The organism is Pseudoalteromonas sp. SCQQ13 (assembly GCF_015864415.1).
Lineage (GTDB): Bacteria > Pseudomonadota > Gammaproteobacteria > Enterobacterales > Alteromonadaceae > Pseudoalteromonas > Pseudoalteromonas nigrifaciens.
Genome location: NZ_JADYXG010000002.1, coordinates 320,115 through 341,037, shown reverse-complemented (window position 1 = coordinate 341,037; position 20,923 = coordinate 320,115). Strand labels below are relative to the sequence as shown.

The window sequence follows — 20,923 nt, the reverse complement described above, 5'->3', positions numbered from 1 at the left end:
ACGGGGTCATATAAATTGAATCATCAGAGTAACAACTTAGTGGTACTAGGCGCGGGCTGGCTAGGCAGTGCTTTATGCGTTAATGCGCAGCAAGCAGGTTGGCAAGTGCAGGGTACACACCGCTCAGCAGTGCATGAGCATGATTTTGAACGTCAGTTTTTGCTAGAAAATGGCCAGTTAACGCATCAAATTGATTTACAAAATGCCTACTGGGTGTGCGCTATTCCTCCACGTAGTCGCCATAGTGAAAACAATTATGCGCAAACATTAACGGCAGCACTTACACTGGCAAAAAAACTGAATGCTAAGGGCTTTTTACTTTGCTCATCAACGGGAGTGTACGATCAAGAACCAGGTGTATATAGCGAAAGCAGCGATATTTCGTGTACAAACGAGCGACAAATAAAGCTATATGAAGCTGAAGAGCAAGTACTAGAGCAAAACGGTAAAGTGCTGCGCTTAGCCGGTTTAGTTGGACCCAATAGAGAGCCGGGGCGTTTTATTGCAGGTAAAGAGCTAAATACCTCTGCCGAGCAAGTCGTTAATATGGTGCATCAGCAAGATGTGATTAACGCTATTTTTGCGGTGCTTGAGCATTGGCATCAAGGGCAGAGTATTTATAATGTGGTTAACCCGTCGCATCCTTGTAAGCGCGATTACTATGCGCAAAAGTGCCAACAACATGGCGGCGAAATGCCACGCTTTACGGGAACCGATACGGCTGAGCGCAAAGTGCTTGGCTCAGCCATTGAGGCGTTAGGGTTTAGTTACCAATACGCAATTTAATAAGATACTAAGCAGTCACCCTCAATAAAGTTGCATAACTTGCCTGCGTTTAATAACGCATTTGCAGCTTCAATATCGGGGGCAAAGTAACGGTCTTTATCGTAGTAGCTTACATGCTCGCGCAGTAAGCTTTTAGCACGCTCTACTTTAGCAGCAGCTGTAAGCGGCTTTCTAAACTCTAACCCCTGCGCGGCCGCTAACCATTCAACAGCAAGTACGCCCTGGGTGTTATCGGCCATTTCCTTCAAGCGCCTTGCCGCAAAAGTGGCCATAGACACATGATCTTCTTGATTCGCCGAGGTTGGCAAACTATCTACAGAAGCTGGGTGGGCAAGTGATTTGTTTTCAGATGCCAGCGCTGCGGCAGTTACTTGGGCGATCATAAAGCCTGAGTTTACGCCGCCATTTTCAACTAAAAAAGGCGGCAATTTAGATAGGCTAGAGTCAATTAGTAAAGCAATTCGGCGCTCGGCAAGTGCGCCAATTTCAGCAATGGCAATTGCTAAGTTATCGGCGGCCATTGCCACCGGCTCTGCATGAAAATTACCGCCAGAAATAATATCACCCACATCAGCAAATACCAGCGGGTTGTCGGTTACGCCGTTAGACTCACATAATAAAACTTCTGCCGCCTGGCGAATTTGGGTTAAGCAAGCACCAAGCACTTGTGGCTGACAGCGTAAAGAGTAGGGGTCTTGTACTTTTTCACAATTTACGTGTGATTCACTAATTTGTGATTGTGGACCTAGCAAGGTTCTAAATATAGCTGCAGTATCTATTTGCCCTTGTTGGCCTCGAATTTCATGAATACGCGCATCAAATGGTGCTCGGCTGCCCATGGCCGCTTCAATACTCATAGCGCCAATTACGCAGCTTTGTGCGTATAAATCTTCTGCTCTAAATAGCCCTTGTAATGCAAAAGCAGTCGAGGCTTGGGTGCCGTTTAAAAGGGCTAAGCCTTCTTTAGCGGCTAAGGTAAGTAGTTTTAGCCCCGCAATTTTAAGCCCTTGCTCGGCACTGATTATTTGCCCTTGGTGGCGCATGTGGCCTTCGGCTAGTAACGGCAAGCACATATGAGCAAGCGGTGCTAAATCGCCCGATGCACCCACCGAGCCTTTTTTAGGCACGCAAGGGTATACTTGGCTATTAAGCAACTGGATAAAAAATTCAATGACCTGCAAACGAATACCAGAATAGCCACGCGACAGTGAATTAATTTTTAAGATGATCATTAAGCGTACGGTACTGTCATCCATATATTCGCCAATACCTGCCGCATGCGAAAGTACAATAGAGCGTTGTAATAGCTCTAGTTCGTTATCGGCAATTTTGGTGTTAGCTAATAAGCCAAAACCGGTATTAATACCATATACAGTGCGGTGCTCGTTAATTACGTTTTGCACTGTTTGTGCGCTGGCAGCTATTTGCGACTCGGCATGCTTTATAAGGCTCAATTTTACCGGTGAATTATTAATTTTTCTTAGTGTGTTTAAATCAAGCGAGCCGGGGGTGAGAGTTAGTTCAAGCATGATCATTCCTCGTTTAACATTGGTAAGTCTAGGTTTTGCTCTTTTGCACAATTTTTTGCTATATCGTAGCCTGCATCCGCGTGGCGCATAACTCCAGTTGCAGGGTCGTTCCACAGTACGCGGGCAATACGCTGTTTTGCTTCGTCGCTGCCATCAGCCACAATAACTACGCCTGCATGTTGGCTAAAGCCCATACCTACGCCACCGCCATGGTGTAGCGATACCCAAGTTGCACCACTGGCTGTGTTAAGAAGTGCATTGAGTAATGGCCAATCAGATACCGCATCAGAGCCATCTAGCATAGCTTCGGTTTCGCGGTTAGGGCTAGCAACCGAGCCAGAGTCGAGGTGGTCGCGACCAATAACAACCGGGGCTTTAAGCTCGCCATTTTTAACCATGTTGTTAAAAGCGAGCGCAAGACGGGCTCTGTCTTTTAATCCTACCCAGCAAATACGCGCCGGTAAGCCTTGAAACTGAATACGTTCACGCGCCATATCAAGCCAGTTATGTAAGTGTGCGTCATCGGGGATTAACTCTTTAACTTTGGCATCGGTTTTATAAATATCTTCGGGGTCGCCCGACAGTGCCACCCATCTAAATGGGCCAATGCCTTCGCAAAATAAAGGACGAATATACGCAGGTACAAACCCTGGGAAATCAAACGCGTTGGTAACGCCTTCATCAAATGCCATTTGCCGAATATTGTTGCCATAATCAGTGGTAGCAGCGCCCGCTTGTTGCAGCGCGAGCATAGCTCTTACTTGCACCGCCATTGATTGCTTAGCTGCTGTTACAACCGCTTTTGGGTCTTGTTCGCGCATTTTAGCTGCATGTTCCATGCTCCAGCCTTGCGGTAAATAGCCATTTAGCGGATCGTGCGCTGAGGTTTGATCGGTGACCACATCGGGAGTAACGCCACTTTTAACTAAAGTGCTAAACACATCGGCAGCATTACCAAGTAACCCGACCGAAAGAGCGTCACCTTTTACGCACGCATTAGTTATAAGTTGTAGTGCGTGTTCAAGGTTGTTGGCTTTAATATCTACGTAACCGGTTTTTATTCTAAAATCGATACGGGTTTCATCGCATTCCACCACTAATGCACAAAAGCCTGCCATAGTTGCAGCAAGAGGTTGTGCGCCGCCCATGCCACCAAGCCCGCCAGTTAATACCCATTTACCTTTAGCACTGCCAGCAAAATGTTGTTTAGCCATGGCCACAAAAGTTTCGTAAGTGCCTTGCACTATGCCTTGTGAGCCAATGTAAATCCAAGATCCCGCGGTCATTTGCCCGTACATCATCAAGCCCTTTTTATCGAGCTCGTTAAAGTGCTCCCAATTAGCCCAGTGCGGTACTAAGTTAGAATTAGCTATGAGTACTCGCGGCGCATTACTGTGGGTTTTAAATACCCCTACAGGTTTACCCGATTGTACGAGTAGCGTTTCGTCATCTTCGAGTCTATCGAGAGTTGCTATAATTTTGTCGTAACTTGGCCAGTCACGTGCAGCGCGACCAATGCCGCCATAAACAACTAATGCATGGGGATGCTCTGCAACGTCAGGGTCTAAGTTATTCATTAACATGCGTTTAGCGGCTTCGGTTTGCCAACTTTTAGCGCTAATTTTATCGCCGTGGGGGGCGCGTATTGTGCGGTTGTTGTCGAGTCGATTGTTCATATTTACTCCTGTTGTAGTTTTTAATTATTATTTTTAAAAGTTAAGTGACCACCTAAACGATACTTACTCCCTGGTGAAACAAGTCGGGCATAACTCACAATGCCGTTACTTGACCAAGTACGGCGAATGAGTTGCAGGCAAGGTTCTTGACTCGATAAGTTAAGCCACTGGCACATTTGTTTATTGGGCATAATGGCTTCCACCGTATGCGTTGCTTGGGTAAGCGGGGCTACATTCGATAAGTACTCATGTGGAGTAAGTAGCGTAAAATTTTGTTGTAAGTACTGCGTGGCAAAAGTGGGATTTACAAAGCGCTCCTCTATTTGCAGTGGTTTAGTATTTTCGTTATGCAGCAATACACTGCGATACACAGTGCTGTTAACTTTAATACCCAGTGCAATGGCAATACTAGTGATTGCGGGTAGCGACTCAAGGGCCAATACCGTACAGCTATAATTACCATTGCGTTCTTTTACTTCATCGGCAATATTTTTAATTTCAAGCAATGACGACTGCGATTTAAAGCTAGCAACAAAGGTGCCTAACCCTTGGCTGCGAGTTAAAATTCCCGCCTCGGTTAGCTCGCTTAATGCGCGTCGAGCGGTCATACGGCTTACAGAAAATTGATTGCTTAGCTCGTTTTCAGAAGGCACACGCTGGTTTTCTTGCCATGTAGCACTGCTAATTTTATCAACTATAAACTGTTTTATTTGTGCAAATTTAGGCGTTGTCATGGTGTATTTAATTGTATTAAAAATAAACTATAAGATTAAGATGGCATAATTACCTTGTATATACAAGATGGGTTGTTAGACTATATTTTAGTCATTATAAAAAACACAAGGGCGCGCAATATGCAAAGTGCAACACCAGGTTATGAATTAGAAGATATTGATTTACTGCTTACCGATGCCAACATTGCCACTATGGATACTGCTGTAGAGGCGCCTTATGGCGCGATAGAAAATGCAGCCTTAGCAATCAAAAATGGAAAAATTATGTGGCTAGGTGAGCAAAAAAACTTACCTAGTTTTGATGTGTTTGCAACGCCGACCTTGAGTATAAAAGGGCAATGGTTAACCCCAGGGTTAATAGATTGCCACACGCATTTAGTATTTGCAGGCTCTAGAGCAGAGGAGTTTGAGCAGCGCTTACAAGGGGTGAGTTATGAGCAAATTGCTGCCCAAGGTGGCGGTATAACTAGTACAGTTAAAGCCACCCGCGCTGCCGATCAAGAGCAGTTATTTGTAGCCGCCAAAGATAGGTTAAATACGTTACTGGCAGAGGGCGTGACAACTGTTGAAATAAAGTCGGGTTATGGACTCGATACTGCCAACGAAGTAAAAATATTAGAAGTGGCGCGCTTACTTGATGAGCATCACCCTATTAATATTAAAACCACCTTTTTAGGGGCGCATGCGCTACCACCAGAGTACAAAGGGCGTAGCGATGACTATATTGATTTAGTATGTAACGATATGCTTGATCAGGTAGTGGCTAATAACCTTGCTGATGCGGTTGATGTTTTTTGTGAGAATGTAGGCTTTAGCTATACCCAAACTAAGAGGGTGTTCGAGGCGGCAAAAAAACATAACTTGCCAGTAAAATGCCATGCCGAGCAGCTCTCTAATCAACACGGTGCTGAGCTGGTGGCGCAATTTAACGGGCTATCGGCTGATCATATTGAATACCTAGATGAAGATGGCGTAAAAGCGATGGCACAGGCCGGCACAGTAGCAGTATTGTTGCCTGGCGCATTTTACTTTTTAAGAGAAACACAACTTCCGCCAATAGCTTTGCTTAATCAATATAAAGTGCCTATAGCGATTGCTAGCGACTTTAATCCGGGCACCTCACCGCTGTGTTCGCTACAATTAATGATGAATATGGCATGCACATTATTTAGATTAACACCCGAGCAGTCACTTGCTGGAGTAACTCGTAATGCTGCTAAAGCTTTAGGATTAACAGACCGCGGAGTTTTAAAAGTAGGTGCGAGGGCCGACATTGCACATTGGCAAATAAGCCATCCAGCACAATTAAGTTACCAGTTTGGGGTAAATAAACTGTTAAACTTATGGATTATGGGTAAACTTATTTAGTCACACCTTTACCCCAGACCGATAAGTAGGCCTTAATATTTATGCTTTTATTTAATTTTTTAGCCAGTACCAGTAGTGCTAATTTGAGCTTGCTTAGCGACAGTGGCTTGCCGGTTTTTTTTAGTGGCGCCTTACTTATGGCGATGATCGCTACCTTGCTGAGCGTAAAAAATACAGCATCTAGATTAAGCTACTTATGCACAGGGTTAATAGGGTTGGCTATTTTAAGCAGTGGTGCTGCATGGCTTAGCGCTTTACTCGCATTAGGTTTTGGCTTTAATTTGTGGCATGCAATTGTACATAAAAACAAGCTGTTAATTATATTAAGTGCACTTGCTGCGGTGTTGTTTATAGCATTACTTATAGCCATTGCAGCGTTTGGCATTGCACTGTTTTGGATTGTTAGTGCGGTGTTGTTATTATCATTAACTGGGTTTATTACTAATAATGAGACACTTAATCAAGCGCCCTTGAAGCAGCAGCAAGCAGCACCTGAACATTACATCGAAAGCTCTCCGCTGGCCTCTTTTGCCGATAAACAAAAATTACGTCAAGGTTATAATACGTGGCGTAATAAAGCACCGTCACTAGGGGCGTTGGTAATTCTTCGTTTAGAAGGTTTTGAGCAAGTTAATCAGCATATTGGGCGTGATTTTGGTGATTTACTGCTTGCTCAGTCGGCGAATAGAATAAAAGAATTACTCAATAATGATGGCATTGTATCGTTAGAGGACGATGAAAAGCTAGCCCATTTAGGAGGGCTTAATTTTGCCTTTATTTGTAACTTAGCCAGCCATAAACACTTGCATGAAAAAATAATTACCGAAACATTTGGCGCTACACTTAAACCTTTTAATGTGGCTAACTGCACTATAGAAGTGACCGCAAGAGCAAGCTATGTGCATTGTAATGAGCAAGATGAAGACTTTGATAATTTAATTAAATCGGCTTATTTAGCACTTGATAGCCAGCCAAAACAACAGGTGGTTGCTTATCATCAACAAATGATGATCGAGCAGTTAGAGCAGCAAGCACGATTAAAAGAGCTTGCAGAAATTGATTTCACCAATGAGTTCGAGCTGTATTTTCAGCCGGTTATTGTAAATGATAATGGCCAAATTGAGTTTTTAGAACTATTACTGCGTTGGCAGCATCCTAAGCAAGGCATACTTTCAGCGAGTCGTTTTATTGATGATATTAGAATTGCAGGGCTTGCTTACCCACTGGCTATATTTGTTATAGAGCGCGCTGCTGAACTTGCAATGGCATTGCGTATGGAGGGCTTTGCAGTGCCATTGAGCATTAATGTATTTGGCCCTGAAATGCTCAATGAAGAGTTTGTAGAATTTGTAACGAGTGCTATGAAAGAGCATAACTTAAGGCCTGGCGATTTAATTGTTGAGTGCCCGCTACATATTTTTACTAACCTAGATGACAAAGGGCGAGCCATGATTGCGCGGCTTAATAATATAGGCTTAAAAGTGTGTGTTGATGGTTTGGGCGATAACCCCGTTTCGCTCTCTAAGTTACCTAGTTTAGCGGTAGAATACATTAAAGTCGCGCCAGCATTAACTGCTGATTTTAGTAATCAAAACAATATTCGCAGCCTAGTTGTTGGTATGGTGCAAATGCATAATCAACAAAGTACTAAGGTTATTTTTGAAGGGGTTGAAACCCTAGATCAGCTTAAATTTGTAAAAAGCCTAAAAGGCTATGCAGCACAAGGCTATTATTTTGGCCACCCATTAAGCAGTGTTGGTTTAATGAGCTGGTTAAAGCAGTGGCAATTAGCGCAGCAGCAAAGTAATTAAGCACACTCTTTGGCTTGCAGGTAACTATTCACTAGTGCGCTAATAACTTGTCCGCAATGCACTTTACCGGCTTTAATCCCGCTGGGATGTTGAATAGGAGCTGCTTCGCATAAGTGTAAGTAGTGAGAGTGGCGGTTGCTTGCAGCTAAATGTACAAAGTGCTCAGCGTCACTTACGCTAAAACCACTACAGGTATAAGCACTTACAGGCATAAATGCAATGCTATCTAAATCAACCTCAACACCTAGAGGCGCTGCATCAAAACTCTCCAGCGCATTGCTCACTGCTTGAGTTAGATTAATTTCACGTTTAACGGCGATTGACTGATAGCTATTAAAAGTAAAATTAGCAGCGGCTAACGCATCTATAATAGCTTGATTGTTTTTTAGCTCGTGCAAGCCAATAACATGGTAACTTTTTAAACACTGCGCGCTGTACGCATAGCTAAAGCCATTACCACTGTGGCGGCCTTCGCATTCTCGAAAGTCGGCGTGGGGATCAAAATTTATAGCGTTAATAGCGGTGTTTTTATACTTAGCTAACGCTTTTATAATACCTAAGCAATTATTATGGCCACCACCAATAACAATGGGTTCAAGTCCCGCTTTAAATATTAAACTTAATATAGCTTCTACGCGTTGATCAAGTTGCTCACATAACTCACGCAACTGTGTTAAATGGGCAGGGTTTTGGTTGTCGAGTAGAGCGCTTTGCGCCATTAAGTCAGCGGTGTGCACTTCGCCAAGTAACAGTACTTTTTGCGTGGCAATAAATTGATTATAAGGCTGGTTTAAAAAACGTTGTAAAAAAGCCGGCCATGCTTGCTCTGCACCCCCGGCTCCTAAGTTTGCTTTTGGGCCAATATCTTCACAAATACCCAGTAACACGTAGCGCATGCCAAATTGTGCGGCATCGCTAAGCGCTTGTTGTATATTTACGTCGGTATCGAGTAATGACATTGACTGCCATACTTTGGTTTCGTTAGCGCGACTAGTGCAAAACGACTTAACCGCGCTTTCATCGTAAACGTTTAAATAGTGCGCCACGTTATATTTCTACGATTTCCAGTTCTAGCTCTTCTGCAGATAATACAATGCCGGTGCTGTCGGCATAAATAAAGTCATCATCAAAAAACGATACGCCAGCAAAGTTAACCCCAATGCCGTCTTCGCCTGCGCCTTGGCTATCTGCTGCAACCGGAATAGAGGCAATAGCTTGAATGCCTAAATCAAGCTCTTCAATTTCGTCTACGTGGCGTACAGCCCCGTAAACAATAATACCTTGCCAGTTGTTTTCAAGTGCAAGTTCGGCCAGTTCAATATCGATAAGCGCACGACGAGTAGAGCCACCACCGTCAATAAGTAGCACTAGGTCTGTACCATCTTGAGAAAGTAATTCACGGATAAGTTCATTATTTTCAAAACATTTAACCGTTTTAATGCGGCCACCAAAGCTGTGTCGGCCACCAAAGTTGATGAACATAGGTTCAAGCACGTCAACCACATCGGCAAAGTGGTCACATAAGTCAGAAGTGCTGTAATCCATTATTTTATCCTCAAAAGATACATTAGTTTATGCTTCAGTATACCCTCCTTATATGCAATAACAACGACTTAATCGCAGTAAATTTAGGCAAAATAGGCGGCTAATAAATAATTTGTAATCATTGGCCTATACAATGTATAGGCCTTAAGTTATTGCTGGCATATAATCCGCAACTAAATAATTGCGCGGTTAATTAAGCTAAATAACGTCACTTTAAAAAGTGCTCAGCAGTGCAGGTGTTTTAGTGTTTTTCGGTATTTCTTTCTTTGTTAAAAGCTTAAGTTATTTAAGTGTAAGTAACAGAGTTGCTCATTAAATTTTTAAAGGTGTAACAATGATTGTTTTGCAAAACTTGACCATTAAGCGGCGTTTACAGCTAAATGCTTTAACTGTTGCTTTGGCCATGCTGGCTTTTTTATATGTAATTATCACAGGTTCACAAACCACGTTAAAGTTAACTAACATCACGCAACAGGCCGAGCAGTTAAACATTCATCAGTTGCAGTTAAGTGCACATGAAAAAACCTTTTTGTTTTATAAACAGCCACAAGCACTCTCATTATTTGAACAAGAATACGCACAGTTAAATAAACAAATAATTCAATTACAATCGCAAATGCAAGATTCAGAGATTGATACACAGCAGATAACTCTCTATATGCGTTTAATAAAAAGCTTTTATAGTGATTTTAATGAGGTTGTGCGACTGCAAAAAAGGATTGGCTTACATCAAGACGATGGGCTTTATGGGCAGCTGCGAAGTGCTGTACATGAAGTAGAAGGTTTGCTCAATCAACAAGATGAATACCAGCTATTGACCCTAATGCTACAGCTAAGACGTGCCGAAAAAGACTTTATGTTACGTTTGGATGAAAAATATTTAGCAAGTTTTCAAGATCATGTTGATACGTTACAGCAAAAAATAACGAGCTCATCACTAAGTCAAAACATTAAAAGTAATTTAAAAAACCTACTGTCTAATTATCAAAGTGCTTTTCAAACATTGGTAAAAGCGCAGCTTGAATTAGGTGTTGATCTAGACTCTGGCGCACTTGGGCGCATGCAACAAAGTGTAGAGCAAAGTGATCAGTTGGTAATGCAGTTAGTAGCAGATACTAAATTGCAAGTTGAAGCCAGTATAGCTAAAGCACAGTCGGTCGCTATTATGGTGTTTATTATATCGGGTATTATAGTTTTAACCCTGGTTTACTTAACCAGTCGCTCTATCATTGTACCTGTAGAGCGTATTTACCAATCTATAAACAAGATTCGACGCAATAATGATTTAACAGTAACCATTGAGCAAATTGGCAATGACGAAATTACGATTATGTCGAAAGATTTTAATAGTTTAATTGGTGACTTTAATAACCTTATAAATGAGGTGAATGGGGCTTTAAATGCGTTAAATATCGCGACTGAAAATTTATCAGAAAGTACCGCCGCAACCAGCTCGGGTATGCAAGAACAATTACATGAAGCCGATATGGTAGCCACTGCAGCGACCGAAATGCAGGCGACCATTCAAGATATTTCACATAATACCGAAGCTGCTGCTAAAAAAGCAGAATCAACTAATTTAAGTGCGCAACAAGGTCGTAGTGAGGTTGAGTCAACCGTCGCGCATATTAGAGGGTTGTCTGACTCTTTAGAGCATGCGTCAAGTGTCGTTTCTTTATTAGAAAAAGACGGTGAAACAATAGGCTCTGTGCTTGATGTTATTCGTGCGATTGCCGATCAAACTAACTTGTTAGCGTTAAACGCTGCTATTGAAGCCGCTAGAGCGGGTGAGCAAGGCAGAGGGTTTGCTGTAGTTGCAGATGAAGTGCGCTCATTGGCTCAACGAACACAAGAATCTACAAGTGAAATAGAAGGTATAATAAATACTCTACAACAGCGCACTCAAGAAGTGGTGAGTATTATGCATCAGTGCCGCTCACAAGGTGATGAAAGTGCATCGCAAGCAAATAGAGCTGGTGAGTTACTCGGAGCAATAACCGAAGATGTGCAAACGATTATGGAAATGAGCACACAAATTGCTGTGGCAATTGATCAACAAAGCCAAGTAGCATCTGAAGTAAATAAAAATGTGGTGAGTATTCGTGATATTGCCAGAAACACCTCAGGGCACGCTGCTAACAATGCGCAAACAAGCGAAGAAGTATCAGCGCAAGCACGAGTGCTTTTTGCTGCAATTGACAAATTTAAGGTTTAAAACTTAGCAATAAAGTACCCGTATAGTTTAAGGAATAAACTTTATGGGTACGCTGTCTTTAGAGTTATTGTGCTCACTAACCCGCTTTAAATACTCATCCCATAGAGTCGCTTGCTGCGCCTGTAGTTTTGCAAAATATTGCCAGCTAAATAACCCGCTATTGTGGCCATCGTCAAAATCTAAACGCAGTGCGTAATGACCAACATGAGCAATGTTTTTAATACCAACGGATTGTTTATTGAATACTAATTTCATTGGCCCTGAGCCATGTCCTTGCACTTCTGCAGAAGGAGAGTGCACACGTAAAAATTCACAACTAAATACGGCTTGGCTGTCATCATCAAAGTAAACATCTAAATTTTTGCTAACGCTGTGGTAATGTACTTTTGTTACGTGTTTCATTTTTATCTCATTAAAAAGCCCCCAGTGCGGAGGCTTTTAGTATAACTGTTTATGCAGCTAATTTTAATTAAAGAATGTAGCGGCTTAAATCTTCATCTTCAACCAGCGCACCTAAGTGTTTTTCAACATAAGCGGCGTCAACTACCAGTGATGTTCCGGCTTGCTCTGAAGCGTCATATGAAATTTCTTCCATTAGTTTTTCCATTACCGTATGTAAGCGACGAGCACCGATGTTTTCGGTTTTTTCGTTAACTTGCCAAGCGGCTTTAGCAATGCGCTCAATTGCATCATCACTAAATTCAATAGTAACTTGCTCAGTTTTAAGCAGTTCACGCTGCTGCTCGGTAAGCGATGCATGCGGCTCTGTTAAAATACGTTTAAAGTCATCAGCAGTAAGTGCTTCAAGCTCTACACGAATAGGAAGGCGACCTTGTAGCTCAGGGATCATGTCTGATGGCTTAGCCATTTGAAATGCGCCCGAAGCAATAAATAGCATATGGTCAGTTTTTACCATGCCGTGCTTAGTGCTAACCGTACAACCTTCAATTAATGGTAGTAAGTCTCGCTGTACGCCTTCACGACTAACGTCTGGACCTGATGAGTCACCGCGTTTACAAATTTTGTCTATTTCATCAATAAATACAATACCATTTTGTTCAACTGCAAAAATAGCCTGCTCTTTTAGTTCTTCAGGATTAACTAGCTTAGCGGCTTCTTCTTCACTTAATAATTTAAAGGCTTCTTTAATTTTTAACTTACGCTTAGTGCGCTTATCGCCACCCATGTTTTGAAACATGCTTTGCAACTGGTTGGTCATATCTTCCATACCAGGGGGGGCCATAATTTCTACGTTTGGTTGTGCTTGAGCTAAATCAATTTCGATTTCTTTGTCATCTAATTGGCCTTCACGTAGCTTTTTACGAAACGTTTGACGAGTTGAAGAGCTGTCATCGCGTTGGCTTTCGCCATATTGATCTTTAGCTGGTGGTAAAAGCGCATCTAAAATACGCTCTTCGGCTGCTTCTTCAGCGCGATGCTTAAACTTTTTAGTTTGTTGCTCACGCGTCATTTTAATCGCAACATCGACTAAATCGCGGATGATGGTTTCAACTTCCTTACCAACATAGCCAATTTCGGTGAATTTAGTTGCTTCTACTTTAATAAATGGCGCGTTAGCAAGCTTAGCTAAACGGCGCGCAATTTCGGTTTTACCAACACCCGTTGGGCCAATCATTAAAATATTTTTAGGTGTTACTTCATTACGTAAATCATCACTTAGCTGCATCCGGCGCCAGCGGTTACGCAGTGCAATAGCAACGGCTTTTTTAGCTTTTGCTTGACCAATAATGTGCTGATCTAGCTCGTGAACAATTTCTCTTGGGGTCATAGCAGACATAGCGGTTCCTGTTACAATTCTTCGATAGTTTGAAAGTCGTTAGTGAATACGCAGATATTGCCTGCAATGGTTAGGCTTTTTTCTACTATTTCGCGAGCACTTAAATCGGTGTTTTCCAGTAAGGCAGTTGCTGCCGATTGGGCAAAGTTACCGCCACTGCCAATGGCAATTAAGTCATTTTCTGGCTGTACTACATCACCATTACCGGTAATGATTAAAGAGGCTGTTTCGTCGGCTACAGCAAGCAGTGCTTCGAGCTTGCGCAAAGCGCGATCGCTACGCCAGTCTTTGGCCATTTCAACCGCGGCTTTAGTGAGGTTACCTTGGTGCATTTCTAGTTTGCTTTCAAAGCGTTCGAAAAGGGTGAAGGCATCAGCAGTACCGCCGGCAAAGCCAGCAATTACTTTGCCATTATAGAGGCGTCGAACTTTACGGGCATTGCCCTTCATTACTGTGTTACCAAGCGAAACTTGGCCGTCGCCGCCAATTACAACATTGTTGCCGCGGCGTACACTTACGATAGTAGTCATATTATTCCTCATCATCGAGCTGCAGGGGCAACTCGTAAAAAACGATTATGAAGAGGTTATATGGGTGAATGGTTTATTTTCAAGTCCAGCCCCAAATTCCGCAGCCGACTATTTTTACACGTTTAAGTTTATTTTTATCGCTCTCAGCTTGGCGCTTGGTTTTATAGGGGCCTAAGCGTACTTTATACCAAATGCCACTGCTGCCTGTGGTCTCTTTTATTTCAGAAATAAGCCCTGCAAAGGCTATTTTAGCTTTTAGCGATTCAGCCTGCGGGTAGGTTCTAAACGAACCGCATTGCATAACGTAAGGGCCTTTTTGTTCAAGTTCTTTTACTTCAACCTGAATTTCGTGGTTTCTAATTTCTTTAATAAACGCAGGCGTACGTGGTACAACAACTTCTACAGGAGTTGTAGGTACAGGGTTAGCTTGTTTTTCAACTAGCTCAGGATCGGCGTTATTTTTAATAAACCATAAGCCATAAGCAAAACCTGCCACCAATAAAGTAACAATTAAAACTAACAGTATTGGAAAGGGTTTTTTAGCGGGCGCTGATTTCGCTTTTTTGCGGTTTGCTGGTTTTTTGTTAATGTAATCGTGCTGTGCCATAGCTTTATTTTGGCCTTAACCTAAATCATGTCTATAGGGTCTACGTCTAGGCTCCAGCGTACTTTTTGTGCAAGTTTGCTAGTGCTTAGATAATCAACCATTTGCGCAAGATATTGGTGCAATACGCGGCGATCTTGCGCTTGAATGTGTAATTGAAAACGATACATACCTGCTACTTTTTCAAGAGGAGCAGGTATTGGACCGAGCAATTGTATACCAGTTACCCCGCTTACTGGAACCAAATCTGTCAAAAAATCGACGACTTGTTTTATATTGTGTCCTTGGGCGCGAACAATGGCCATATTTGTGATTGGTGGTAGGTCTGCATCTTCACGTTCACGCAGTGCAAAGCGAGCAAAATCCTGATAACCATTATTAACCAAATCTTGTAATAGTGGGTGCTCAGGAAAATGTGTTTGCAATAACACTTGGCCTGCCTCACCTGAGCGCCCAGCACGCCCGGCCACTTGCGTAACAAGTTGGGCTAAATGCTCAGTTGCTCTAAAATCACAGGAGTATAAGCCGCTGTCTACGTCTAAAATAACCACTAAACTTACATCGGCAAAGTGATGCCCTTTAGCCAACATTTGCGTGCCCACTAAAATGCGCGCGCCGCCTAGGTTTATTTCATCCAGTGCTTTTTCAAGGCTGCCTTTACGACGAGTAGAGTCGCGGTCGATACGTGTAACAGGGGTTTGTGGAAATTCACTCGATAAAAACTCTTCTATTTGCTCAGTGCCTTTACCATTAGGAAAAATTTGCGTGCTACCGCAGTCGGGGCATTGGTGTGGAACATGATATTGATCGCCACAGTGATGGCAAATCATTTGCCCAATAGCTTTATGAAAAGTGGCACTGGTGCTGCAACGCTTGCATTCGCTTAACCAGCCACATTCATGGCAAATTAACGTGGGCGAAAATCCACGACGATTTAAAAACACCATCACTTGTTTGCCACGTTTTAAATGTTGGCGCATGGTAGCAAGGCTGGCATGGGCAATGCCTGCTTGGTCGGGCTGGCCTTTCATATCGAGTAATTTAAATTGGTTATCGGTAGCGGTTTGCGCGCGCTCAGTAAGGCTCAGTAGTTGGTATTTATTATTAATTGCTTTGTGCAGGGTTTCGAGTGCCGGTGTTGCACTGCCTAATATAAGCGGAATTTTATGCTGATATGCACGATACGCAGCTAAATCACGGGCATGGTAGCGCAGCGTGTCTTGCTGTTTAAAAGACGAGTCATGTTCTTCATCAACCACTATCATGCCGAGCTTTAAAAATGGCAGAAAAATACTCGAACGTGTGCCTATTACTATGGCGCAGCTGGCTTTTTCGCAAAAACGCCAGGTTTGTAAGCGTTCATTATCGGTTAAAGCTGAATGCCAAAGCATAATGGGGGTGTCGGGAAAGCGGCGGCGAAAGCGGTTAACGGTTTGCGGGGTTAAGCCTATTTCGGGCACTAATACTAGTGCTTGTTCGCCGCGCTTTAGTACTTCTTCTAAACATTGTAAGTACACTTCTGTTTTGCCGCTACCGGTTACACCTTCTAATAAAAAGCTGCTAAAACCGCTGCTTTGATTAATTGTGGTGCAGGCAACCGCTTGCTCTTTGTTAAGTGTTGGTTTGCTACCCACTGTTGGGGCTACACTTTGCCAGTGGTTATCATGCTCAATTGACTGCGTTATGAGTGCCTTATCTATTAAGCTATCAATGGTTTTTTTACTAAAGCCCAAAGCTTTTAACTCGGTTAATGACGACTTGCCTGATTGCGATAGCTGCTTTAGTAAATTAAGTTGAGTCTTAGCTTTTAATGACGGCAGCAGCGCGCCTTTTTCCGTTAGGGCTACCATATTAATGCTGGTTTTATCAGGCGATTCGCCTTGGCGTAGTGCGCTTGGCAATGCAATATGAATGGTTTCACCCAGCGGGTAGTAATAATAACGGGCAGTAAAGCGCAGTAACTCTATGTGCTCTGCAGATAAAATTGGCGTATCGTCGATAATTTCAAAAATTGCCTTTATTTTGTTTTCAGGCACTTCGGTTGTTGTTTTAAGCGCTAAAACCACGGCTACTTTACGTTGATTACCAAAGGGTACTAACACCCGCATTCCGGGTTTTAATGGCGCAGAAGCTTCACCAAGCTGGCTATCTACTTTATAATCAAAGGTGCGCGGTAGTGGAACTTTTATAGCAACTTCAACAAAATACATAGTAACTCAACTGTTAAAAAAATAATGGGGGAGGGCGTGCTAATACTTGGCCCTAATGTACTAAAAATACAGCTAAAAACCTACTACCAAATAACCTTGTTTACTCAAAATGGTTGTTTTTTTAGCAAAAATACTAATTAATGCTTGTGTGCTTGATGGTTGTTGGATAAAATCCGCCACCAATAAATTTGTTTTAACGACGTATGGTGCCAGACTCCGGGTTTGGAGAGCGATGCGGCCTTAACTAGAGGTTTCTATGAAAGAAGGTATTCACCCTAAGTACGAAGTAATTTCTGCAACTTGTTCATGTGGAAACGAATTCGAAACTAGCTCTACTCTGTGTAAAAATATTCACCTAGACGTTTGTTCTGCGTGTCACCCGTTTTACACTGGTAAGCAAAAGATTTTAGACACTGGCGGACGTGTTGATCGTTTCAACAAGCGTTTCGGTGCACTTGGTAGCAAAAAGTAATTATTGCTATTTAGTTAAAAAAAGCATCTTAGGATGCTTTTTTTATGCCTAAAAATCCTCTAACTTCCCCCTAACCTCGCTAGTTTTAAGTTTATTGCTTTTGCATAACTATTTCCTGTTCTTATTCTCGGTATGCATAAACCTTTGCAGACAAATGACCTAATATTCTCTATATTTTTAATAGCTAAATTTTAAACTCGGTTTCTAAAAGTAGCCAACATGAAGCTATGTGTTGTTAAAGCAGAATAAATAATCGCTTTTAGCTGATTTTATTCACATTTTAAAAACGCTGTTTTGTGAATAATACTTTTAACTAAAATAAGCTTGAAAAGTGCCTTTTAGCACAATTTATATTTATGAAAAGTAGCGATGTTTTTATCGAAGTTGCTGAAAATTCGCTTAAAATTAACAGATCTAGCATATAACAGGATAGACCTGATATTGCTTGGAATTTAAAAATAATAAGGGTATCGTACTTTAAGGCATGTTAAGTGTCGCTTTACTCCCTCTCACTTTAACTTAAATTGCAGGATATAATCGCGTTATGTCGGACTTTCGTGAACAAGCACTACATTATCACTCTCACCCCGTTCCAGGTAAAATCAGCATTGAGCTAACCAAGCCTGCAGAAACGGCTCATGATCTCGCTTTAGCTTATAGCCCCGGTGTAGCTGAGCCGGTGCGTGAAATTGCTGCTGACCCTGTAAATGCCTATAAGTACACAGGTAAAGGTAATTTGGTTGCAGTGATCACCAATGGTACTGCTATTTTAGGTTTAGGAAATTTAGGGCCTTTAGCGTCAAAACCGGTAATGGAAGGCAAGGCGTTGTTGTTTAAACGTTTTGCAGGCATTGACTCAATTGATATTGAAGTAAAACACCGCACCACCGAAGACTTTATAAATACTGTGGCTAATATTGCTGATACTTTTGGCGGTATTAACCTTGAAGATATTAAAGCACCAGAGTGTTTTGAAATTGAAAAGGCGCTTATTGAACGCTGTAGTATTCCTGTTTTTCATGATGATCAGCACGGCACGGCTATTGTAACGGCTGCAGGCATGATAAATGCGCTGGAAGTGCAAGGCAAAGATATTGAAGATGCAGTTATTGTATGTTTAGGTGCCGGCGCTGCAGCGATTGCTTGTATGGAGTTATTAATTAAGTGTGGTGCACTGCGTGAACATATTTATATGCTTGATCGTAAAGGTGTTATTCACACTCGCCGTGATGATTTAAACGAGTACAAACAGTTATTTGCTAACAATACCGATAAGCGTACATTACAAGATGTAATTGAAGATGCTGACGTATTTGTTGGTGTGTCGGGCCCTAACTTATTATCGGCCGATGATTTAAAATTAATGGCAGCAAAGCCAGTCGTATTTGCTTGTTCGAACCCAGATCCAGAGATTGATCCGGCACTGGCACACGGCGCACGAAGCGATTTAATTATGGCAACAGGGCGCTCAGATTACCCTAACCAAGTTAATAACGTGTTGTGTTTTCCGTTTATTTTCCGTGGTGCACTTGATGTGCGTGCTAGTGAAATTAACGATGAAATGAAAATTGCAGCAGTTGAAGCTATTCGTAGTATTGCCAAAGAGCCGGTTCCACCAGAAGTACTAAAAGCTGCCGGTGTCGATAAGCTAGCGTTTGGTGCAGAGTATATTATTCCTAAGCCTATGGACCCGCGTTTATTGCCGCGTATTGCTAAAGCAGTTGCATTAGCAGCCATTGCTTCAGGCGTAGCGCAAATAGAGCTGCCAGCAAACTATATGGAATAAGCAGCATTATGTTGCTCGGTATTAAGTTACTTCAGTGTAATTTATAGCCATAAAAAAACCTCAGCATGGCTGAGGTTTTTTTGTTTAAAAGCCGCTGTTTAGTCTTCGTTTAAAACAGGAACTTCTAAGCCCATTTCTTGCATTATTTTTTTCACTTCTTCAGGCACTTTTTCGGCGTTATCTTTACGTAAATCATCATCGTTAGGTAACGGTTGCCCAGTAAACGCATGCAAAAATGCTTCACATAATAGCTCGCTATTAGTTGCATGGCGTAAGTTATTAATTTGCCTACGGGTGCGTTCATCGGTTAGTACTTTTAATACATTTAGCGGGATCGAAACGGTGATCTTTTTAACTTGCTCTGATTTTTTCCCGTGTTCTGCGTATGGGTGAATATACTCGCCATTCCATTTTGCCATAAGATGTATCGTTGCCTCAGATTATTAATTGCTCACCCTACTAAAAAATAGCGCGAATATGCGTGAAATTCTATCGATTTAAACAAATTAGTCAAATACTTGTTGCACAGATGGCTAGGTGTTTAAATGTTTTGACTTCTTAAGTTGAATGAATTACTGTTTTAGACGTCTAAACATCTAAATAAAGCAGGTAATAAATATGAGTGAAAAAAATAAAGCGACAATTGCAGTTCGCAGTGGTGTCGATGCTGATAAGCACCATGGCGCGGTTGTGCCTCCGCTGTATTTATCAACCACTTATTCGTTTGCCGACTTTGATACAAAACGTCAATATGACTATGGCCGCAGTGGTAATCCAAATCGTGATACTTTAGCCCAAGCACTCAGCGAACTCGAAGGTGGTGCTCGCGGCATTATTACTGCAACAGGAATGGCTGCCGTACATTTAGCCACTCAGCTGCTTAATAGTGACGATACGTTAGTGATCCCCCATGATTGTTATGGCGGCAGCTATCGCTTATTTACCTCATTACAAAAGCGCGGCCTATTAAAACTCGAAGTGTTAGATTTAACTAAACCAGAAAGTTTGCAGCAAATTTTAGTAATCAAACCTAAGTTAATTTGGATAGAAACCCCTAGTAACCCTATTTTACGTTTAACTGATATTAAAGCAGTAACCGATATTGCGAAACAATGCGGTGCTTTGGTAGCCGCAGATAACACTTTTTTATCGCCTGCATTACAAAACCCGATTAAATTTGGCGTTGATATTGTGGTGCACTCAACCACTAAGTACATAAATGGCCACTCAGACGTGGTTGGCGGTGCGGTTATTGCTGCAACTGACGAACTAGGTGAAGAACTGGCTTGGTGGGCAAATAATATTGGTATAACGGGGGCACCGTTTGATAGTTACTTAACTTTGCGTGGCTTGCGTACTTTAAATGTACGCTTACGGCAGCATCAAGAAAATGCCTTAGCTATTGCTAAGTACCTTGAAAGCTCAAAATTTGTTAGCCAAGTATATTACCCGGGGCTAGAGTCGCATCCACAACATGAATTGGCTAAAGCACAGCAACTTGGTTTTGGTGGCATGGTTAGTTTTGACATTAAAGGTGATGTAAATGACGCAGCTGCATTTTTAACAAACCTTAAAACATTTAGCTTAGCTGAATCTTTAGGTGGCGTAGAGAGCTTAATATGCCACCCAGCAACAATGACGCATGCAGGAATGGAAGCCGAGGCTCGTTTAGCCGCTGGCGTTGGCGATACGCTTATTCGTGTGTCGGTAGGTATTGAAGATGTAGCAGATTTATTAGCAGACTTTGATCGGGTATTTAATTTAGTGCAACCAGGTCAGCACAATAACGCAGGTAAAGCAGGTGCTAGCGCAAGTAGTAATGTTAAATTGAGCGCTGCTCACCCGGCGTTGTGGTAATT

At 42.2% G+C, this 20,923-nt stretch carries 18 protein-coding genes; 7 read left to right on the top strand and 11 right to left on the bottom strand.

Annotated features, from left to right (window positions below):
* The first annotated feature begins 15 nt into the window (after positions 1–15).
* Positions 16–786 carry an NAD-dependent epimerase/dehydratase family protein gene (locus I6F41_RS03245; RefSeq protein ID WP_041454596.1) on the top strand — a complete coding sequence of 257 codons (771 nt, stop codon included), beginning with the start codon at positions 16–18 and terminating at the stop codon, positions 784–786.
* On the opposite strand, the gene hutH is transcribed toward I6F41_RS03245, so the two are convergent.
* The 3 genes from hutH to hutC are packed head-to-tail and all read right to left on the bottom strand — an operon-like array spanning position 783 to position 4,725.
* Entirely contained in the window at positions 783–2,315 is a 1,533-nt protein-coding gene (gene hutH, locus I6F41_RS03240) for a histidine ammonia-lyase (RefSeq protein WP_182683860.1), read from the bottom strand. The two genes, I6F41_RS03245 and hutH, sit on opposite strands and share 4 nt — an antisense overlap.
* 2 nt (positions 2,316–2,317) lie before the next feature.
* Positions 2,318–3,991, bottom strand: coding sequence for a urocanate hydratase (hutU, locus tag I6F41_RS03235; protein WP_182683861.1), 1,674 nt, complete (start codon positions 3,989–3,991; stop codon positions 2,318–2,320).
* Between the two features lie 20 nt (positions 3,992–4,011).
* Complete coding sequence (gene hutC / locus I6F41_RS03230) at positions 4,012–4,725, bottom strand: histidine utilization repressor (RefSeq protein ID WP_011329381.1); 714 nt, start codon at positions 4,723–4,725, stop codon at positions 4,012–4,014.
* Positions 4,726–4,845: 120 nt separating this feature from the next.
* Between hutC and hutI the strand changes: the two genes are divergently transcribed.
* Positions 4,846–6,093 carry an imidazolonepropionase gene (gene hutI, locus I6F41_RS03225; protein ID WP_182683862.1) on the top strand — a complete coding sequence of 416 codons (1,248 nt, stop codon included), beginning with the start codon at positions 4,846–4,848 and terminating at the stop codon, positions 6,091–6,093.
* A 41-nt stretch (positions 6,094–6,134) separates the two neighbouring features.
* Positions 6,135–7,904, top strand: a complete 1,770-nt coding sequence (locus tag I6F41_RS03220; RefSeq protein WP_442960619.1) for an EAL domain-containing protein — start codon at positions 6,135–6,137, stop codon at positions 7,902–7,904.
* On the opposite strand, the gene I6F41_RS03215 is transcribed toward I6F41_RS03220, so the two are convergent.
* The gene (locus I6F41_RS03215; RefSeq protein ID WP_182683863.1) at positions 7,901–8,950 is read right to left on the bottom strand and encodes a formimidoylglutamase; all 1,050 of its coding nucleotides are present in this window, start codon (positions 8,948–8,950) and stop codon (positions 7,901–7,903) included. The two genes, I6F41_RS03220 and I6F41_RS03215, sit on opposite strands and share 4 nt — an antisense overlap.
* A gap of 1 nt (position 8,951) precedes the next feature.
* Positions 8,952–9,449, bottom strand: a complete 498-nt coding sequence (rraA, locus tag I6F41_RS03210) for a ribonuclease E activity regulator RraA (RefSeq protein ID WP_011329377.1) — start codon at positions 9,447–9,449, stop codon at positions 8,952–8,954.
* Between the two features lie 334 nt (positions 9,450–9,783).
* Here rraA and I6F41_RS03205 point away from each other — a divergent pair, with 334 nt between their 5' ends.
* Positions 9,784–11,664, top strand: coding sequence for a methyl-accepting chemotaxis protein (locus I6F41_RS03205; protein WP_182683864.1), 1,881 nt, complete (start codon positions 9,784–9,786; stop codon positions 11,662–11,664).
* Between the two features lie 27 nt (positions 11,665–11,691).
* Here the strand turns inward: I6F41_RS03205 and I6F41_RS03200 are convergent, their stop codons facing one another.
* From I6F41_RS03200 to priA, 5 genes are all read right to left on the bottom strand, one after another.
* Positions 11,692–12,066, bottom strand: coding sequence for a gamma-butyrobetaine hydroxylase-like domain-containing protein (locus I6F41_RS03200; RefSeq protein ID WP_011329375.1), 375 nt, complete (start codon positions 12,064–12,066; stop codon positions 11,692–11,694).
* Positions 12,067–12,133: 67 nt separating this feature from the next.
* The gene (gene hslU / locus I6F41_RS03195) at positions 12,134–13,462 is read right to left on the bottom strand and encodes an HslU--HslV peptidase ATPase subunit (RefSeq protein ID WP_011329374.1); all 1,329 of its coding nucleotides are present in this window, start codon (positions 13,460–13,462) and stop codon (positions 12,134–12,136) included.
* 11 nt (positions 13,463–13,473) lie between these two features.
* The gene (gene hslV, locus I6F41_RS03190) at positions 13,474–13,992 is read right to left on the bottom strand and encodes an ATP-dependent protease subunit HslV (RefSeq protein ID WP_011329373.1); all 519 of its coding nucleotides are present in this window, start codon (positions 13,990–13,992) and stop codon (positions 13,474–13,476) included.
* A gap of 79 nt (positions 13,993–14,071) precedes the next feature.
* Positions 14,072–14,599, bottom strand: coding sequence for an SPOR domain-containing protein (locus I6F41_RS03185; protein WP_011329372.1), 528 nt, complete (start codon positions 14,597–14,599; stop codon positions 14,072–14,074).
* Positions 14,600–14,619: 20 nt separating this feature from the next.
* Complete coding sequence (gene priA, locus I6F41_RS03180) at positions 14,620–16,806, bottom strand: primosomal protein N' (RefSeq protein WP_182683865.1); 2,187 nt, start codon at positions 16,804–16,806, stop codon at positions 14,620–14,622.
* Between the two features lie 256 nt (positions 16,807–17,062).
* Between priA and rpmE the strand changes: the two genes are divergently transcribed.
* Together rpmE and I6F41_RS03170 are read left to right on the top strand one after the other, a co-directional pair.
* Positions 17,063–17,278: a 50S ribosomal protein L31 gene (gene rpmE, locus I6F41_RS03175; RefSeq protein WP_011329369.1), complete on the top strand. Its 216-nt coding sequence runs from the start codon at positions 17,063–17,065 to the stop codon at positions 17,276–17,278.
* A 544-nt stretch (positions 17,279–17,822) separates the two neighbouring features.
* A complete protein-coding gene (locus I6F41_RS03170; RefSeq protein WP_011329368.1) occupies positions 17,823–19,064 on the top strand; it encodes a malic enzyme-like NAD(P)-binding protein in 1,242 nt (413 codons plus the stop codon).
* 98 nt (positions 19,065–19,162) lie between these two features.
* On the opposite strand, the gene metJ is transcribed toward I6F41_RS03170, so the two are convergent.
* Positions 19,163–19,483 (bottom strand): met regulon transcriptional regulator MetJ, encoded by a 321-nt coding sequence (gene metJ, locus I6F41_RS03165; RefSeq protein WP_006793094.1) that lies wholly within the window; start codon positions 19,481–19,483, stop codon positions 19,163–19,165.
* 199 nt (positions 19,484–19,682) lie between these two features.
* Between metJ and metB the strand changes: the two genes are divergently transcribed.
* Positions 19,683–20,921: a cystathionine gamma-synthase gene (metB, locus tag I6F41_RS03160; RefSeq protein ID WP_011329367.1), complete on the top strand. Its 1,239-nt coding sequence runs from the start codon at positions 19,683–19,685 to the stop codon at positions 20,919–20,921.
* Positions 20,922–20,923: the final 2 nt, after the last annotated feature.

Coding starts and splice junctions, on each gene's coding strand:
- hutH (WP_182683860.1), bottom strand. CDS start 2,315: ATGCTTGAACTAACTCTCACCCCCGGCTCGCTTGATTTAAACACACTA.
- hutU (WP_182683861.1), bottom strand. CDS start 3,991: ATGAACAATCGACTCGACAACAACCGCACAATACGCGCCCCCCACGGC.
- hutC (WP_011329381.1), bottom strand. CDS start 4,725: ATGACAACGCCTAAATTTGCACAAATAAAACAGTTTATAGTTGATAAA.
- hutI (WP_182683862.1), top strand. CDS start 4,846: ATGCAAAGTGCAACACCAGGTTATGAATTAGAAGATATTGATTTACTG.
- I6F41_RS03220 (WP_442960619.1), top strand. CDS start 6,135: ATGCTTTTATTTAATTTTTTAGCCAGTACCAGTAGTGCTAATTTGAGC.
- rraA (WP_011329377.1), bottom strand. CDS start 9,449: ATGGATTACAGCACTTCTGACTTATGTGACCACTTTGCCGATGTGGTT.
- I6F41_RS03205 (WP_182683864.1), top strand. CDS start 9,784: ATGATTGTTTTGCAAAACTTGACCATTAAGCGGCGTTTACAGCTAAAT.
- I6F41_RS03200 (WP_011329375.1), bottom strand. CDS start 12,066: ATGAAACACGTAACAAAAGTACATTACCACAGCGTTAGCAAAAATTTA.
- hslU (WP_011329374.1), bottom strand. CDS start 13,462: ATGTCTGCTATGACCCCAAGAGAAATTGTTCACGAGCTAGATCAGCAC.
- hslV (WP_011329373.1), bottom strand. CDS start 13,992: ATGACTACTATCGTAAGTGTACGCCGCGGCAACAATGTTGTAATTGGC.
- I6F41_RS03185 (WP_011329372.1), bottom strand. CDS start 14,599: ATGGCACAGCACGATTACATTAACAAAAAACCAGCAAACCGCAAAAAA.
- priA (WP_182683865.1), bottom strand. CDS start 16,806: ATGTATTTTGTTGAAGTTGCTATAAAAGTTCCACTACCGCGCACCTTT.
- rpmE (WP_011329369.1), top strand. CDS start 17,063: ATGAAAGAAGGTATTCACCCTAAGTACGAAGTAATTTCTGCAACTTGT.
- I6F41_RS03170 (WP_011329368.1), top strand. CDS start 17,823: ATGTCGGACTTTCGTGAACAAGCACTACATTATCACTCTCACCCCGTT.
- metJ (WP_006793094.1), bottom strand. CDS start 19,483: ATGGCAAAATGGAATGGCGAGTATATTCACCCATACGCAGAACACGGG.
- metB (WP_011329367.1), top strand. CDS start 19,683: ATGAGTGAAAAAAATAAAGCGACAATTGCAGTTCGCAGTGGTGTCGAT.